The 16051-nt window shown below is 67.5% G+C and carries 10 protein-coding genes; 7 read left to right on the top strand and 3 right to left on the bottom strand.

Annotation, left to right across the window (positions count from 1 at the left end; genetic code table 11):
- Positions 1 to 17: 17 nt before the first annotated feature.
- On the bottom strand, positions 18 to 983 hold the full coding sequence (locus D9V34_RS11875; protein ID WP_121689020.1) for a LacI family DNA-binding transcriptional regulator: 966 nt from the start codon (positions 981 to 983) through the stop codon (positions 18 to 20).
- A gap of 246 nt (positions 984 to 1229) precedes the next feature.
- Between D9V34_RS11875 and D9V34_RS11870 the strand changes: the two genes are divergently transcribed.
- The 6 genes from D9V34_RS11870 (at position 1230) to D9V34_RS11845 (ending at position 12726) form a co-directional block, all read left to right on the top strand.
- Positions 1230 to 2051 carry an ABC transporter permease gene (locus tag D9V34_RS11870; RefSeq protein WP_030148698.1) on the top strand — a complete coding sequence of 274 codons (822 nt, stop codon included), beginning with the start codon at positions 1230 to 1232 and terminating at the stop codon, positions 2049 to 2051.
- Positions 2048 to 2860, top strand: a complete 813-nt coding sequence (locus D9V34_RS11865; protein WP_245601267.1) for an ABC transporter permease — start codon at positions 2048 to 2050, stop codon at positions 2858 to 2860. Before D9V34_RS11870 ends, D9V34_RS11865 begins: the two co-directional genes overlap by 4 nt.
- Positions 2857 to 3864 carry an ABC transporter ATP-binding protein gene (locus tag D9V34_RS11860; protein WP_121689019.1) on the top strand — a complete coding sequence of 336 codons (1008 nt, stop codon included), beginning with the start codon at positions 2857 to 2859 and terminating at the stop codon, positions 3862 to 3864. The genes D9V34_RS11865 and D9V34_RS11860 overlap by 4 nt, the downstream gene beginning before the upstream one ends.
- A gap of 100 nt (positions 3865 to 3964) precedes the next feature.
- Positions 3965 to 5047, top strand: coding sequence for an extracellular solute-binding protein (locus D9V34_RS11855; protein ID WP_121689018.1), 1083 nt, complete (start codon positions 3965 to 3967; stop codon positions 5045 to 5047).
- Between the two features lie 86 nt (positions 5048 to 5133).
- Entirely contained in the window at positions 5134 to 6249 is a 1116-nt protein-coding gene (locus D9V34_RS11850) for an adenosine deaminase family protein (RefSeq protein WP_245992016.1), read from the top strand.
- A gap of 252 nt (positions 6250 to 6501) precedes the next feature.
- Positions 6502 to 12726, top strand: coding sequence for an Ig-like domain-containing protein (locus D9V34_RS11845; RefSeq protein ID WP_121689017.1), 6225 nt, complete (start codon positions 6502 to 6504; stop codon positions 12724 to 12726).
- Between the two features lie 123 nt (positions 12727 to 12849).
- Here D9V34_RS11845 and D9V34_RS11840 read toward each other — a convergent pair whose 3' ends face one another.
- A complete protein-coding gene (locus D9V34_RS11840; protein ID WP_121689016.1) occupies positions 12850 to 13524 on the bottom strand; it encodes a FadR/GntR family transcriptional regulator in 675 nt (224 codons plus the stop codon).
- Between the two features lie 86 nt (positions 13525 to 13610).
- Here D9V34_RS11840 and D9V34_RS11835 point away from each other — a divergent pair, with 86 nt between their 5' ends.
- A complete protein-coding gene (locus tag D9V34_RS11835) occupies positions 13611 to 14783 on the top strand; it encodes an MFS transporter (protein WP_121689015.1) in 1173 nt (390 codons plus the stop codon).
- On the opposite strand, the gene D9V34_RS11830 is transcribed toward D9V34_RS11835, so the two are convergent.
- Positions 14780 to 15970, bottom strand: a complete 1191-nt coding sequence (locus D9V34_RS11830) for a glutamate--cysteine ligase (protein ID WP_121689014.1) — start codon at positions 15968 to 15970, stop codon at positions 14780 to 14782. The two genes, D9V34_RS11835 and D9V34_RS11830, sit on opposite strands and share 4 nt — an antisense overlap.
- Between the last annotated feature and the right edge of the window lie 81 nt (positions 15971 to 16051).

Here is a 16051-nt window from a genome sequence, read left to right as displayed (position 1 = left end):
ACCTACGGCCTTACGCTCTATGCGGGTTCGCGCTCGCCGAGGTCCCAGTCCACCGAGACGGGCAGGCGCAGGCGGGGGATCTCGCCGCCGGGGGCCGCGTCGAGGCGGGCGAGCAGGGTATCCATCGCCTGGCGGCCCAGCTCCAGGCCGTCCACCTCGAGCACGGGCACGTTGGCGGATCCCAGTGCGTCGGCGATGCCGCGATCCGCGCTCACCACGAGGTTGGTGATCCCGCGAGACTGGAGTCCAAACATGATGCCGGTGGACAGCGAGGAGGAGTAGGAGATGACCGCGGTGGCACCGGAGGTCAGGATTTCGCCCACCACGCCCACCCCCGCGGCGAAGGTCGAGCGGTGCGGTCCGAGTACGGTCAGGGCGGCCTTGCCGCGCAGGGCCTCGATCACGTGGGCCACGCGGCGGAGGTTCTGCCAGGAGCGCCCGGGACCACCCACCAGCGCGATGTGTCGGTGCCCCTGCTCCACCATGCGCAGAGCCAACTCGGCGAAGCCGGTGGCGGAGTCGGCGACCACCGAGGGCACCCCGTCGATCTCGCGGTCGATCAGCACCGTGGGCTTGAGCTTGCACGCGGGCTCCACAAACTGGTCCTTACCGCGCGGGGCGGCCAGCAGGAAGCCGTCCACCTGCGGGGCGAGCCGGGCGAACTGGTCCACATCCTTGTCTTCGAGAAACGCGGTGGCGGCGACGGTCAGCAGGTAGCCGGCGGCATCCGCGCGGTCCTGGGCTCCCTGGATGATCGGGGTGAAGAACTGGTTTTCCAGGGTGGGAACCACCATCGCGATGACCCCGGTGCGTCCACTGGCCAGCGCGGTTGCCGTGCGCGAGGGCGCAAAATGCAGTTCCTGGGCGGCACGCTGAACCCGCTCGATGGTCGCGGCGGCGACCAGTTCGGGCTTGCTGAGGGCGCGCGAGGCCGTGGCCTTGGATACCCCGGCGAGACGCGCGACGTCCTCAAGTGTGCTCACGGAGCCTCCGATTTATGCGGGTGTGCGAGGTAAACGGGCTCGCAAGGGGATGGGCGTGACGGCGAATTGCGGCGTCGTCGGGGGAGAAAAAGAAGTGTTTGTTTCTTCGATAGAACTTAGCGTATAGTGTGTGAAACCGGTTGTGCAACCGGTTTCATTGCCCGTTTCGGCGTTTTGCGTCGAAATCGCCCGCCCGTGCGTGGGGATCCCCGTCCCGCACCCACACCACCGCCAATGGGGGCACACATGTCTCGAAAACCAGCCTGGCTGTTGCTGCCCGGTCTGGTGTTTATCCTGCTCGGATTCGCCATTCCCTCGGTCGCGATGCTCATCGCGCCGCCCGGGGTCAGCACCGGAGACGTCTTTGCGCGTCTCGGCCAGATGCTCACCGACCCCTACTCGCTCGGCATCATCGGCCGCACCCTCGGCCTCGGTCTGATCACCACCGCGACCTGCCTGGTGCTCGGCTTCCCGATCGCCTACCTGCTGGCCCGCTCGACCTCGCGCTTTGCCGGCATGTGGCTCGCGCTGGCGATCTTCCCGCTGCTGCTGAGCAACGTGGTGCGTACCTTCGGATGGATCGTGCTACTGGGCAGCCAGGGCGCGATCGGCCAGCTCATCACCGGCCTGGGCCTCGCCTCCGAGGCTCCGCAGCTGCTCTACACCGAGCTCGCCGTGGTCCTCGGTATGACCCAGCTGTTCCTGCCGCTGGCGATCATCTCCTGCTACTCGGCCGTCGCCCAGGTGGATCCCGGACTCGATGACGCCGCCCGCGGACTCGGCGCCAGCCGCACCCGCACCCTCTGGACCGTGGTGCTGCCGCTGTCCGCCCCGGGCCTCGTGGTTGCCACGACCCTGGTCTTCGCCGGTGCCGCAACCGCCTATACGACCCCCTATCTGCTGGGTGGATCGAGTCAGCGGATGCTCGCCACCGAGCTCTACAACTACTCCAACGTGACCGTGGACTGGGCCTCGGCCTCGGCCACCGCGCTGATTATGACGCTGCTGGTGTTCCTGGTTTCGGGCCTGAGTTCGCTGCTGTCGCGGGGAAAGAGCGTGCAGTCATGAGCATGATCAAGACCAATAACGCCCGCCCGGTACTCGGTACCCTGGCCGTGCTCGGCTACATCATCATGATCGTCCCGATCCTGTTTGTGGTGAGCACCGCATTCTCCACCGGACGCACCGTGTCCTTCCCGCCCAAGGGCTTCACCCTGGACTGGTTTGGCGCGGCCCTCGGCAACAATACGTTCATGTCCTCGCTGGGGCAGAGCCTGCAGCTCGCGCTGATCGCGACCGTGATCGCGCTGGCCATCGGAGTCCCGGCCACCATCGCGATGCACCGGGGCAAGATCCCCGGCAAGTCCCTGGTTCAGGGCCTGTTCCTCTCCCCGCTCGTGGTTCCCGAGTTGGTGGTGGGCCTCGCGCTCTACCAGCAGATCATGGTGGTGCTGGGACAGTCGAACTCGATCGCCCTGCTGATCGGACACACGGCGATCCTGCTGCCCTACGCGGTGCGGGTGACCGGGGCATCCCTCGCCCTGGCGGATCCGGCGATCGAGGAGGCCGCCCGTGGTCTCGGTGCCTCGCCGCTGCGCGCATTCTTCACGGTGACCCTGCCACTGCTGCGTCCCGGGATCTTCTCCGCCGCCCTGCTGAGCTTTGTCACCTCGTTCAACAACGTGCCGCTGTCCCTGCTGCTGCAGGACCGCAGCTTCCGCACGCTCCCGGTCACGATGCTCGACTATATCCAGCAGAACTATGACCCGACCATCGCAGCAATGTCGACCCTGCTGCTCGCCGCAACCGTCGTGGTTGCCATCATCGCCGAGCGCACGGTCGGCTTCGCCAAGATCTTTGGAGGTATCAACAAGTGATTCCCGCAGCCGAATTTGTCGGAGTAACCCAGGCCTACGGTGACTTCCTCGCCGTGGACAACCTGGACCTCACCATCGAGGAGGGCAAGCTGACCACCCTCCTGGGCCCCAGCGGATGTGGCAAGACCACCTCGCTGCGGATGCTCGCCGGTTATGCCCGCCCCACCGCGGGCAAGATCCTGATCGGCGGCGAGGACGCCACCGCCCTGCCGCCGGAAAAGCGCGGCCTGGGCATGGTGTTCCAGTCCTATGCGCTGTTCCCGCACCTCACCGTCGCTGACAACGTGGGCTACGGGCTCAAGCTGCGTAAGGTGCCCGCCGCCGAGCGCAAGGCACGCGTGGCCGAGGCGCTTGAGCTCGTGGGGCTCGGCCACCTGGCCGCCCGCAAGCCCAAGGCCCTTTCGGGTGGACAGCAGCAGCGCGTGGCGCTGGCGCGGGCCATCGCGATCCGTCCCAAGCTTCTGCTCCTGGACGAGCCGCTCTCCAACCTCGACGCCCGCCTGCGCGTGCAGATGCGTGCCGAGATTCGTCGCATCCAGGCCGAGACCGGCCTCACCGTTGTGCTCGTCACCCACGATCAGGACGAGGCCCTGGAAATGAGTGACACCATGGTGCTCATGCGTGCGGGCAAGGTCATGCAGACCGGAGCTCCGGATGAGGTCTTCCCCGCCCCGGCCAACCGTTTTGTGGCCGAGTTCCTGGGCTATGAGAACTTCATCCCCACCGCCGAGGGCCTGTTCACCGTGCGTCCCGAGCAGCTGCAGATTGCCTCGGCGACCGCCACCACGCCGGGCCTGAACCTCGACGGCGTGATCACCAGCAGCGCCTACCGCGGCGTCGACCTGGTGGTCGGCGTGGATGCCGCGGCCCCGGGTGGCGAAACGGTGCCGCTGATCTCGGTGCTGCGTCGCGACGCCCTGCCCGCCGGACACACCGGGTTTACCCCGGGGGAGCGGATCTCGGTGACCGCACCGGCGCCCGCGCTCGTCCACCTGCCCGAATAGCGGGCACCCTCACCCGGGTCCTGGTACTCCTGCCCGAATCGCCCCCGGCCCGGCCCCACACACTCCCCACCACATCCCTTTCACAGTAAGGACCCCTCCGATGAGTTCCCGTATCCCCGTTCGCGCCCTGGCGACCGCCGCGGCTCTGCTCACCTCGACCGCTCTGCTGGTCGGCTGTTCCGCCACCCCCGGTGGCGACACCGGCGGCGACGACAACAAGACCATCGTGGTCAGCACCTTCCCGTTTGGTGTTGACGAGTTCACTAAGGCCATCATCGACCCGTTCGAGAAGGCCACCGGCTACAAGGTTGAGGTGGACACCGGATCGAACTCCGAGCGCCTGTCCAAGCTGGAGCTCAACGGTAAGCGCGCCGGCGCCGACGTCATGCTGATCTCGGACTACTACGCCGCCCTCGGCCAGTCCAAGAAGCTCTTCCAGAAGGTAGATGACGCCCAGCTGCCCAACCTGGCCAAGGTCGCCGACTTCGCCAAGGAGAAGCAGTACGACGGTCCCGCCTACAGCTACCAGCTCAACGGCATGCTGTACCGCACCGACAAGCTGGACCAGGCCACCGCGGCCAAGTGGGACACCTTCGGGGACGCCGCCTATAAGGGCAAGCTCGCCCTGCCCGACTTCAGCGTGACCGCCGGTCAGCTGACCGTCTCCGGTGTGGCCGAGACCGTGGGTAAGGACCCCTACGACGTGGATGCCGCGTTCAAGACCCTGGGCGAATGGTCCCCGGGAGTGCTGCAGTTCTACAAGTCCTCCACTGAGGTCACCAACCTGCTGCTGCAGGGCGAGATCGTCAACGCTCCGGCGCTGAGTGGCTTTGCCACCAGCCTGGTTGAGGCCGGCGAGCCGATCGCCTGGACCCCGCCGGCCACCGGCAAGTTCATGGCCACCAACCGTGCCATGATCCCCGCCAACGCCGAGAACGTGAAGGGTGCCCACGTCTTCATCAACTACCTGCTGGGTGCCGAGGCTCAGACCAGCTCCGCCAAGATTGTTGGCGACCTGCCGGTCAACCCCGAGGCCACCGTGCCGGAGAACCTGAAGAAGATCGTGGGCGAGGCCGCCACCGATCCGATCGCCGCCGGATACAAGACCCTGGACATCTCGGTCATCGTGAAGAACCGCACCGAGTGGACCGACCGGTTCGCCCGCGAGGTTGCCAGCCGCTAACTCTCGCCTCGCCCGGACCCCGTCGCAGGGGTCCGGGCGATGCCCGTTTTGATTTTCGTTTTACCCGAGGGGACCTGACCATCACCGTGTCAACCGATGCGACCGCCGAGTTTCTGCGCCGCGCACCCAAAACCGACCTGCACTGCCACCTGATCGGCACCGTGCGTGCCTCGACCTTCGCCGAGCTGGCTCGCCGTGAAAAGCTTGAGCTGCCGGCGGATCCCGAGCTGATCTTCCGCGACATCAACTCGCTGCCGCCGGACCCCGCACTCTACCGAGACACCCACATCCCGGTGCCTCAGGGACGCTCGGCCGATGAGCCGGAAACCTCCTACTCCCTCTTTAAGGCGTCGGAGTGGGTCGTCGAGGTGTTGCGCAGTCCCGAGGACCTGACCCGGGTGACCTACGAGGCGTTCGAGGCCGCGCACCGCACCAGCGCGACCCGTCACCTTGAGCTGTTCTTCGATGACCTGCCGCCGCACCTGGAAAAGCTCGGGTACCGAGGTCAGGTCGAGGCCTATGCCGAGGGTATTCGGATGGCCGAGCGTGACTTCGGGATGACCGGACGGATGATCGCCGGTATCGACCGCAGCAAGTCCGGGGAGCACGCGCTGGCGATGGTACGCCGGATCGTGGACAACCCCAACGAGTACGTGGTGGGAATCGGCCTGGACAATCTGGAGACCGCGGGTCCGCCCGAGCGCTTTGCCGATGCGTATCGGCTCGCAGGGGAGGCTGGGCTGTTCCGTACCGCCCACTCCTCCGAGCATGCGCCGGTGGCCGTGAACACGATCACGTGCCTGGACCTGCTGGGCTGCGACCGCATCGATCACGGCTACTTTGTGCTGGAGGATCCGGCTGTTGTCGAACGTGTGCGCGAGCAGCAGACCGCGTTTACCGTGGTGTCCACGACCTCGCGTCGGTCCTGGCGTCCGTGGCGTCGCGCGTCGATTGCCGCGATGCTTGAGGCCGGCCTCAACGTGATCCCCGCCTCCGATGACCCCGGGATGTTCCCCACGACCCTGGCCGAGGAGTATGCGATCCTCAGCGAACAGCTGGGTGTGGATCGTCACAAGCTGCGCGCGATGGCCCTGGCCGGAGTGGAGGCCAGCTGGGTTCCCGAGCCCGAGAAGCAGGCGATGCGTGAGCGCTTCACCGCCGAATTCGACGCCCTGGAAGCGGAGCTGTTCCCGACCGCCTAGGCCCGCCGCATTCCCTGAACCCGTCACCATTCGAATCCGAATGGTGACGGGTTTTGTCTGTGTGGGTGTCGGGTGCCGGAGACCGGGCGTAAAGAGTCGATCGATGTCCCGGTGAGCCATGTTGACCGTTCGGTTCGAAATTTTGCCCCCCGGACCAGGGGGAACCCTTGTCGTGTGCCCGGAGAACTGCTAAACAGGGGGCACAGGACACGGTCGTTCATTCGACTTTCGGTGCGCGTAAATGGGGGAACCATGACCGGCGAAGCTTTAGAACTCGCGAATTCAACGCGGTTGGGGACGGTGGCCCGGCGCGGGTTGCTCGCGGCCACGCTCGCGGTGGGGCTGATCATTCCCGCGCTGGTGCCGACCGCGGCATTTGCGGCGGCCAGTGCAACGCCAGGATCGGTTGGGCAGGCCGACGGCACGGTGACGGTCAGCATCGCCGCCCGCGCCGCGCAACTCACCCTCACCCCGCCCTCCGGCGTCTTGATTCAACGTCCCCCCACGAGCTTTCCCTGTTATGACACCGGTTCCGGCAACACACTTATTCCCGCGAGTAGTACCGCTTTCTACACGGGGATCTACTGTGGCTATTCTGACAACACCGTGGGCGATTTCACCTCCTATGCATTCGCCTATAAAGTGTCCGAGAATGCCGTCCCCGGCAGCGCCCTCGGCAATTTCGAATACTCCGTACGGATTCCCGGTAGCCCCAACCAGACGGCCTCAGCCCCCCTCTCGGTGAAGACACTGACCGCCCCCACCATCGCTACACCCACCGCCGGGCAGCTGACCAATAATCCCCGACCGGTGATCAGCGGTACCGCCGATAACCTCCCCGGCACCACCCTCGCGGTGACGATCACCGATGCCGATACCGGTGTCGCGCTGGCCGAGGTTCCGGTGGTCAATGGCGCGTGGACCTATACCCCCGTCGCCAACCGACCCGAGGGCACCAACAACATTTCGGTGGCGGCCTCGCTGAACGGCGTCACGACGACGGCCACTACCCGCTCCTTCGTGGTGGATACGATCCCGCCGGCGGTTCCCGTGCTCACGTCCCCGGTAGCCGGATCCGCGACCGCAAACACCACACCCACCGTAAGCGGTACCGGTGAAAACGGTTCTCGGATCGAGGTGCGTAACGATGCCGGTGCGGTGCTCTGTGAGGCTACCGTTGTCGCGGGGGCCTGGTCCTGTGTGGTGGCACCCGCGCTCACCGAGGGCTCGCACACGCTGACCCCGGTCGCGCTGGATGAGGCCGGAAACGCGGCGCCCGGCACCCCGGTCACCTTCTCTGTCATCACCACTCCGCCCACCGCTCCGGTGATTACCGCCCCGACCACCGGCACGATCACCAATAACAAGACCCCGCTGATTACCGGTACCGCGGATAGTGGCACCATCGTCGAGATTCAAAACGCCGCCAATCAGCTGCTGTGCTCGGGGGATGTACCCGAGGGAGAGTTTGAGTGTGTGGTGGCCCCGGCCCTCGTAGATGGTTCCCACACGCTGACCCCGATTTCGGTGGATGCGGCCGGTAACCGGACGCCGGGTACCCCCATCACCATCGTCGTGGATACGGTCCCGCCGGCGGCTCCGGTGATTTCCTCGCCGGCTACCGGCACCATCACCAAGAACACGCGGCCCACGTTCACGGGAACCGGGGAAACCGGCTCCCGGGTAGAGATCCATGGCGCGCAGGGGCAGATCCTGTGCACGGCCGTGGTCACCGCGGGGGCGTGGAGCTGCCAGCCGGCAACGGCTCTGGAGGACGGTGAACACGCGCTGACGGCGATCGCCGTGGATACGGCGGGAAACCGAACCACCGGTACCTCGATTACTATCACCATCGATACGGTCGCACCGACCACCCCGGTGATTACCGCTCCTGCAGACGGCACGCTGACAAATAACGCCACCCCCACCATCACCGGAACCGGAGAAAACGGCTCGGTGATTGAGGTGCGCGGTGCCGAGAACGCGCTGCTGTGCACCGCGGTTGTGGCGGCGGGAACCTGGTCCTGTGAGCCGGCGACGGCGCTGGGCGAGGGCTCGCACACGCTCACCCCGACCGCTCGGGACGCCGCTGGAAACACCGCACCCGGCACCGCGGTCACGATCACGATCGACACAACCCCGCCCGCGGCTCCCGTGATCACCGCGCCCGGCGATGGCGCGCTACTCACCACCACGACGCCCACCATCACCGGAACCGGAGAGAACGGCTCCACGGTGGAGGTTCGCGGCGGCAACAACGAGGTGCTGTGCACGGCCGTGGTCACCGCGGGTGCCTGGTCCTGCCAGATCAGCCCGGCCCTGGGGCAGGGGGATCACAGCCTGACCCCGGTCGCGATGGATCCCGCGGGTAACAGCACCCCGGGCACGGCCATCACGGTCACCGTGGACACCGTCCCGCCCGAGGTGCCGGTGATCACCGCTCCGCAGAACGGGACAATCACCAATAACGCCACCCCCACCATCTCGGGTACCGGAGAGAACGGCTCCACCGTCGAGGTACGGGATGGAGCCGGTACCGTACTGTGCACCGCGACGGTTGCCGCGGGTATCTGGTCCTGCACCCTCGACGAGCCGCTGACCGAGGGGGATCACCCGCTGCTCCCGGTTGCCCGGGACGCCGCCGGGAATGAAGCCCCGGGGACCGCGGTCACCGTGACCATCGACCTCACCCCGCCCGCGGCCCCGGTGGTCACCGCGCCGCTCACCGGTACCGCAACCAACGTCTCCACGCCCGTGTTCACCGGGACCGGAGAAAACGGCTCGACGGTCGAGATCCGTGCGGCCGATGGAACCGTGCTGTGTTCGAGCCTGGTTGAGGATGGTGCCTGGACCTGCACCATTGCCCCCGCCCTGGATGAGGGGATGCACATTCTCAGCGCCGTCGCGGTGGACGCCGCCGGCAACCAGACCCCCGGCACGATCGTTGCGCTGACGGTCGACATCACGCCGCCGGCCGTCCCGGCGATCACCTCCCCGGTGAGCGGGACGATCACCAACGACACCACTCCCACGCTCTCGGGGTCCGGGGAAACCGGGTCGACGGTGGAGATCCACAATGCCGCCGGCGAGGTGCTCTGCTCGGCCGTGGTCACCGCGGGTGCCTGGACCTGTGACCTCACCCCGGCGCTCGCCGAGGGTGATCATGTGCTGACCCCGGTGGCGAAGGATGCCGCAGGCAATCGGGCCACCGGTCTCCCGATTACGATCACCGTGGACCTGACCCCGCCCGCGGTCCCGGTCATCACCTCGCCGGTGGATGGATTCGTGACCAATGACACCACCCCGACCCTCTCGGGTACCGGGGAGACCGGTTCGACGGTGGAGATCCAGAATGCCGCCGGGGATGTCCTGTGTTCGACCGTGGTCACCGCGGGGGCCTGGAGCTGTGACATCACGACGGCGCTCACCGAGGGTGATCACGTGCTCACGCCGGTGGCCAAGGACGCTGCCGGAAACAAGACCTCGGGTACCGCGATCACGATCACCGTGGATGTCACCGCGCCGGCGGTCCCGGTCATCACCTCGCCGGTGGATGGATTCGTGACCAATGACACCACCCCGACCCTCTCGGGTACCGGGGAGACCGGTTCGACGGTGGAAATCCGAAATGCCGATGATCAGGTGCTGTGTTCGGCCGTGGTCACCGCCGGTGCCTGGACCTGTGACCTCGCCCCCGCCCTGGGAGACGGAAACCACGTGCTGACCCCGGTGGCCAAGGATGCCGCAGGTAACAAGACCCCGGGTACCGCGATCACCATCGAGGTCATCACCGAGCTCCCCGGGGCCCCCATCGTGACCTCGCCCACCAACGGGACGATCACCAACGACGCCACACCCACGCTGACCGGTACCGGAGAAAACGGCACCACCGTCGAGGTGCGGGACGCCGCCGGAGTGGTGCTGTGTTCGGCACCGGTGACCGACGGCACCTGGAGCTGTGTGGTGGCCCCGGCGCTGACGGACGGCGATCACGAGCTGGTCGCGGTCGCGGTGGATGCCGCCTCCAACGAGACCCCCGGCATTCCGCTGACCATTACCGTGGACACCGTGCCACCCGCGGTCCCGGTGATCACCGCTCCGCTGGACGGCACGGTCACCAACGTGGAATCCCCGACGCTCTCGGGGTCCGGGGAGTCCGGGTCGACGGTGGAGATCCAGAATGCCGCCGGAGAGGTGCTGTGCTCGGTCGTGGTGACCGCGGGCGCCTGGAGCTGTGAGCTAGCCCCGGCACTCACCGAGGGTGACCACGTGCTGACCCCGGTGGCGAAGGATGCCGCGGGTAATGAGACCCCCGGGGTGGCCATCACGATCACCGTGGATGTGACCCCGCCCGCGGTCCCGGCCATTACCTCACCGGCGGACGGGTTCGTGACCAACGACACCACCCCGACTCTCTCGGGTACCGGGGAAACCGGGTCGACGGTGGAGATCCACAATGCCGCCGGAGAGGTGCTGTGCTCGGCCGTGGTGACCGCGGGCGCCTGGACCTGTGACCTCGCGACCACGCTCACCGAGGGGGACCACGTGCTCACGCCGGTGGCCAAGGATGCCGCCGGAAACAAGACCCCGGGTACCCCGATCACGATCACGGTGGATGTCACGCCGCCGACCGTCCCGGTGATCACCTCGCCCGCCAACGGCCTGGTGACCAACGACACCACTCCGACCCTGTCGGGAACCGGGGAAAACGGCTCAACCGTCACCGTCAAAAACGCCGCGGATGAGGTGGTTTGCTCGGCCGTGGTGAGTAACGGAGCCTGGTCCTGCACGCTCGATTCGGCACTCACCGAGGGCGATCACGTGCTGACCCCGGTTGCCACCGACGCCGCCGGAAACAAGGCCACGGGTACGGCGATCACGATCACCGTGGACACCACGGCCCCGGCCGCCCCGGTGATCGCGACTCCGAGCGCCAACATCGTCACCAACAACACCACGCCAACCCTCGCCGGAACTGGCGAAACCGGGTCCACCGTGGAGATCCGTAATGCCGCCGGAGTGGTGCTGTGCTCGGCCGAGGTCGTGGATGGCGCCTGGTCCTGTGTGGTGGCCCCTGCGCTGACGGACGGCGAGTATCCGCTGACCGCGGTGGCCGTGGATGCCGCCGGGAACGAGACCGAGGGGTCCTCGGTGACCATCACCGTGAAAACCACGCTGCCGGCAGCCCCGGTGATCACCTCGCCGACCAACGGCAGCGTGGGCAACAACCCCGCCCCGACCCTGAGCGGCACCGGCGAGAACGGCACCACCGTCGAGGTGCGTGGCCCGGGCGGCGAGGTCCTGTGCTCGGCCGTGGTGACGAACGGAACCTGGTCCTGTGAGCCGAGTCCCGAACTCACCGAGGGGGATCACACGCTGACCCCGGTGGCCGTGGATATCGCCGGAAACGAAACCCCCGGTAACCCGATCACCCTGACTGTGGATACCACTCCGCCCACGCCGACCACCGACGTGGTCTGCTCGGTGAACCAGCTGGGCGAGGTGACCTGTGAAGGCACGGCAGCCGAGGGGGACACCATTGTGGTCACCGACGGCGACGGGAAGGAAATTTGCACCGTCGAGGTCCCCGCCGGTGGGCACTGGACGTGCACCGGTGGTCCGGTAACCTCCTTCCCGGTCACCGTGGAAACGGTGGATCCGGCGGGGAACTCCGGCGGGGTACACACCCTGCCCACGCCGCCGATCATCGTCAGCCCGAACACCGGTAGCGTGCTGGGGGAGTCCACCCCGACCCTCACCGGAACGGGCGCCGCGGGAGACACCGTGGAGCTGCTGGATGCCGAGGGCAGCGTTGTCTGCACCACCACGGTGGAGGCGGACGGCACCTGGTCCTGCACGCTTCCCGCGGCGCTGGCCGATGGCACCCACACCCTGACTCCGGTGGCCACCGATGCGGACGGTAACACCTTCACCGGCATCGCGATCAGCCTGAACATCGACACCGTCGCCCCCTCCCCGCCCACCGGCGTCGAGTGCTCGGCCAACGCCGATGGCACGGTGACCTGCTCGGGGACCGCCGAACCGGATTCCACGGTCGAGATCACCGACCCCGAGGGCAACCTGATCTGTGAGGTCACCGTGGGGGCCGACGGGACCTGGACCTGCACCTCCGAGGGCGCGGTGGATGCCGGCGAGCTGACCATCACGGTCATCGATCCGGCGGGGAACCGTTCACCCTCGATCTCGATCGGTGTGACCCCGCTGCCGGGAACCCCGGGACCCGGCACAACCGATCCTGGGGCTCCGGGACCTGGGACTCCTGGACCTGGAACTCCTGGTCCCGGCACCCCCGGCCCCGGAACCCCCGGTCCCGGCGCGGGTGGTGGCAGCCTGGTGACCACCGGTGCCGACGCGGTCGGCATGGGGGCGCTGGCCCTCGCCGCGATGCTCCTGCTGGGCAGCGGAGTCTTCCTCCGCTCACGCCGAACCAGCGGCACCACACGCGGCGAAGACTAGCCGATCGGCTCCACAGACACCCCGCTCATCCGCTTGGATGGGCGGGGTGTGTGCGTTGTACCGATGTCTCGGCTGGGGCGAGGGAGGGGGCTGGCGGCGTAACTGAGCGTGCCCGTCGGCTGGCTAGCGCGCGGTGAAGTTTGTGAGCAGCTCGGTGAGGTGGGCCCGGCTGAGGGTGCGGGCGAGTTCGGCGTCCTTGCCCACAATCGCCTCGATCAGGCCGCCGTGGCCGTCGGCGTCGGTGGTAGCGGGTTTGGGCTGTGCCTTCAGCATCGCGATCATGGCCTGCCGGATGCGCGGCACAAACGTGTCAAAGAGTTCGCCGAGCACCGGGTTGTGGGCGGCGGCAATCACCGCGCGGTGAAATTCGGTGTCGGTGTCCACATAGGCTTCGACGCTGTCGCGGGATGCCTCGCGCACCTCCAGGGTTTTGCGCAGCAGCCGGATATCGGCGGCCGTGCGGCGCGTGGCGGCGAGGTGGGCGGCCTCGGTTTCGACGGCGATCCGCGCCTCGATCACCGCGGTGACCTCGGCATCGCGGACCACGTCCTCGAGCCCCTGTTCAACATCGAGCGCGGTCACAAAAACCCCGGCCCCCTGGCGACTGGTCAGCACTCCCTTGCCGGCGAGCTCGCGGATCGCCTCGCGCAGGCTGGAGCGCCCCACGCCGAGCTGAGCGGCCAACGTGGTCTCGCCGGGGAGGCGGTGCCCGAGGGGCCACTCGCCGGCGCGGATGCGTCCCAAAAGTTCCTCGGCCACCCGCGCCGCAAGCGGCTGTTGTGAAATCTGCGAAATCATCGTAACCTGTCTACTTGTCTGAGGGGTTGCGGTACCCCAACACTATCCCGCTGCAACCGGGATGTCCACGCTACAAAAGGAAAAACATGCAAAACAGAGCAGGTCTGTGGGTGCTGACGGCCACCCACGCCGCCAACGATTTCTATGCCGGTGCCGTATCCGCCCTGCTGCCGTTCCTCATCCTGGAGCGTCACTACGATTATGCCGCGGTGGCCGGCATAACCCTGGCTGCCACGAGCCTCTCGAGTGTCGCCCAGCCCGCGTTTGGGATGCTGGCCGACCGGTTCCGGATGCGCTGGCTGGTGCTTGCCGGCCTGCTCACCGCGGGCGCGGGCATCGCCGTGAGTGGGCTCTTTGCGGGCAGCTATGCGGCGACCTGGATTGCGATCGCAATCTCGGGGATCGGCGTGGCCGCCTACCACCCCTCCGGCACCGTGCTGGCCCGCGAGTACGGGGGAGGGACCAACCGCTCGCTGAGCATCTTCTCGGTGGGCGGCAACGTGGGGGCGGCGCTCGCACCCACCGGCGTCCTGCTGACCGTGGGTGTGTGGGGCCTCTCGGCGACTCCGCTGCTGATGATCCCCGCCGCGGTCATGGGGGCCGCGTTCCTGCTGCGTCCGCGCGGAACCGAGCCCACGGCGAAAACCGCATCTCACGACACGCACACTCCCGTCGCGAAGGATGACTGGCGCGGCTTTGGTGTGCTGGTCGCGGTGCTGGCCTGCTGGTCGGTCGCCTATATCGGCACCAGCTCGTTCATTACCCTGTATGGCATTCAGCGCTTCGGGATTTCCGCCGCCGAGGCTTCAATCGCGCTGACGGTGTTCCCCGCTGCCGGGGCCGCGGGCACCCTGATCGGCGGCTTCCTCGCCGACCGGTTTGGCCGCCTGCGCGTGGTGCGCACCGGGTATGCGCTGGCCGTGCTGGCGATGGTGGGCATCGTGCTGGCCCCGAGTGCCCCGGTCGCCGTGGTTGCGACCGCGGCCCTCGGTATCGCCCTGTTCCTGCCGTTCTCCCCGCAGGTCACGCTCTCGCACGCGTTCCTGCCCAATCGGATCGGGCTGGCGAGCGGCGTGACCCTGGGACTCACACTGTCCTTCGGCGGGCTGATGGGTCCCGCGCTCGGTGCGATCGCCGACGCCAGCAGCGTGCGGGTGAGCTTTGTGGTGATGCTGGTGCTCCTGGTGATCGCGCTGATCGTGGCCCTGGTGCTGCGTGATCCGGCGAAGCGCGAGGCCGAACGCGTCCTGGCCGCTTAGCCGCGCAGCTCCGCCGCCAGGCCCGCCACCACCGCGCGCAGGTCGCCGTCGTTTTCGGCGGCGACCCGCAGCTGGCGCTGGTAGCTCCCGCCCGCATCGAGGATCCCGGGGATCGAGGCCAGCTCGGCGGCGCAGCCCAGGCGCTCGGCCACGGGGGCGAGGTCGGTGACCAGCTCGCGCAGGTGATCGGTGACCAGGCGCTCATCGCCCTCGGCGTTGATGATCAGCTCGGCATCCAGCCCGTAGCGGGCCGCGCGCCACTTATTCTCGCGCACAAACCAGGGCTGGAGGACCGTGAGCTCTTCGCCGGCGTCGAGTCTCGTTGTCAGTACATCGCTCAGGCAGTGGGCGAGGGCGGCAATCGCCCCGAACTCGGTGAGGGTGGATGCGGCATCGCAGGAGCGCAGCTCGATCGTGCCCCAGCGCGGGGAGGGGCGCAGGTCCCAGCGCACCTCGCTGTGATCCTCGATGATGCCGGTGCGGGTCATATCGGCCACATACGCCTCAAACTCCGACCAGTGGGTGAATTGCTGGGGGATCCCGGCGGTGGGCAGCTGCTGAAACATCAGCGAGCGGTTGGATGCGTAGCCGGTGTCCACCCCGGCCCAGAACGGGCTCGATGCCGAGAGTGCCTGCAGGTGGGGGGAGTAGGTGAGCAGCCCGTCGAGCAGGGGGAGTGCGCGATCGGCATCCTCGACGCCCACGTGCACGTGCACACCCCAGATCATCATGTTGCGCCCCCACCACCGGGTGCGGTCGATCAGCTTCTCATACCGAGGTTTCGGGGTGATCGGTTGGTCCTGCCACTGGGCAAACGGGTGCGAGCCGGAGGCGATCAGGTCGATTCCCAGGGAGTCACAGACCACACGCAGCTCATCCAGCTGGCCGCGCAGATCATCAATAGCCGCGGGCACGGTGGTGTGGACATCACTCACCAGCTCAACCGTGTTGAGCAGCAGCTCGCCGGTAATAAACGGGTGCGGGGTTCCGTCGGGCGCGGCGAGGGCCGCCAGTACCTCGGGGGCCCGGGATACCGGGGCGCCGGTGGACGGATCAACCAGGGTCAGTTCCCATTCCAAGCCCACGGTTCCGCGTGCCGAGCGGGCAAAGGGAATCGAGGGAACCGCGGGTGAAACCGCGGCGGAGGCCACCTCGGGCGACGGTGCAAACTCAGTGGGCACGGGCATCGATTCTTTCTGCGCGGGCGGGGGATGGGGTTCAATTCTGACACGCGTGTGAGATGGATTACCCGGATGCGTCGATTTCTG

The sequence above is a fragment of the Mycetocola lacteus genome, assembly GCF_003667575.1.
Lineage (GTDB): Bacteria > Actinomycetota > Actinomycetes > Actinomycetales > Microbacteriaceae > Mycetocola > Mycetocola lacteus.
The sequence above is the reverse complement of the archived record's forward strand: the minus strand, read 5'-3'. Positions and strand labels throughout refer to the sequence as shown.

Coding starts and splice junctions, on each gene's coding strand:
- D9V34_RS11840 (WP_121689016.1), bottom strand. CDS start 13,524: ATGATTTCGCAGATTTCACAACAGCCGCTTGCGGCGCGGGTGGCCGAG.
- D9V34_RS11830 (WP_121689014.1), bottom strand. CDS start 15,970: ATGCCCGTGCCCACTGAGTTTGCACCGTCGCCCGAGGTGGCCTCCGCC.
- D9V34_RS11845 (WP_121689017.1), top strand. CDS start 6,502: ATGACCGGCGAAGCTTTAGAACTCGCGAATTCAACGCGGTTGGGGACG.
- D9V34_RS11855 (WP_121689018.1), top strand. CDS start 3,965: ATGAGTTCCCGTATCCCCGTTCGCGCCCTGGCGACCGCCGCGGCTCTG.
- D9V34_RS11865 (WP_245601267.1), top strand. CDS start 2,048: ATGAGCATGATCAAGACCAATAACGCCCGCCCGGTACTCGGTACCCTG.
- D9V34_RS11870 (WP_030148698.1), top strand. CDS start 1,230: ATGTCTCGAAAACCAGCCTGGCTGTTGCTGCCCGGTCTGGTGTTTATC.
- D9V34_RS11835 (WP_121689015.1), top strand. CDS start 13,611: ATGCAAAACAGAGCAGGTCTGTGGGTGCTGACGGCCACCCACGCCGCC.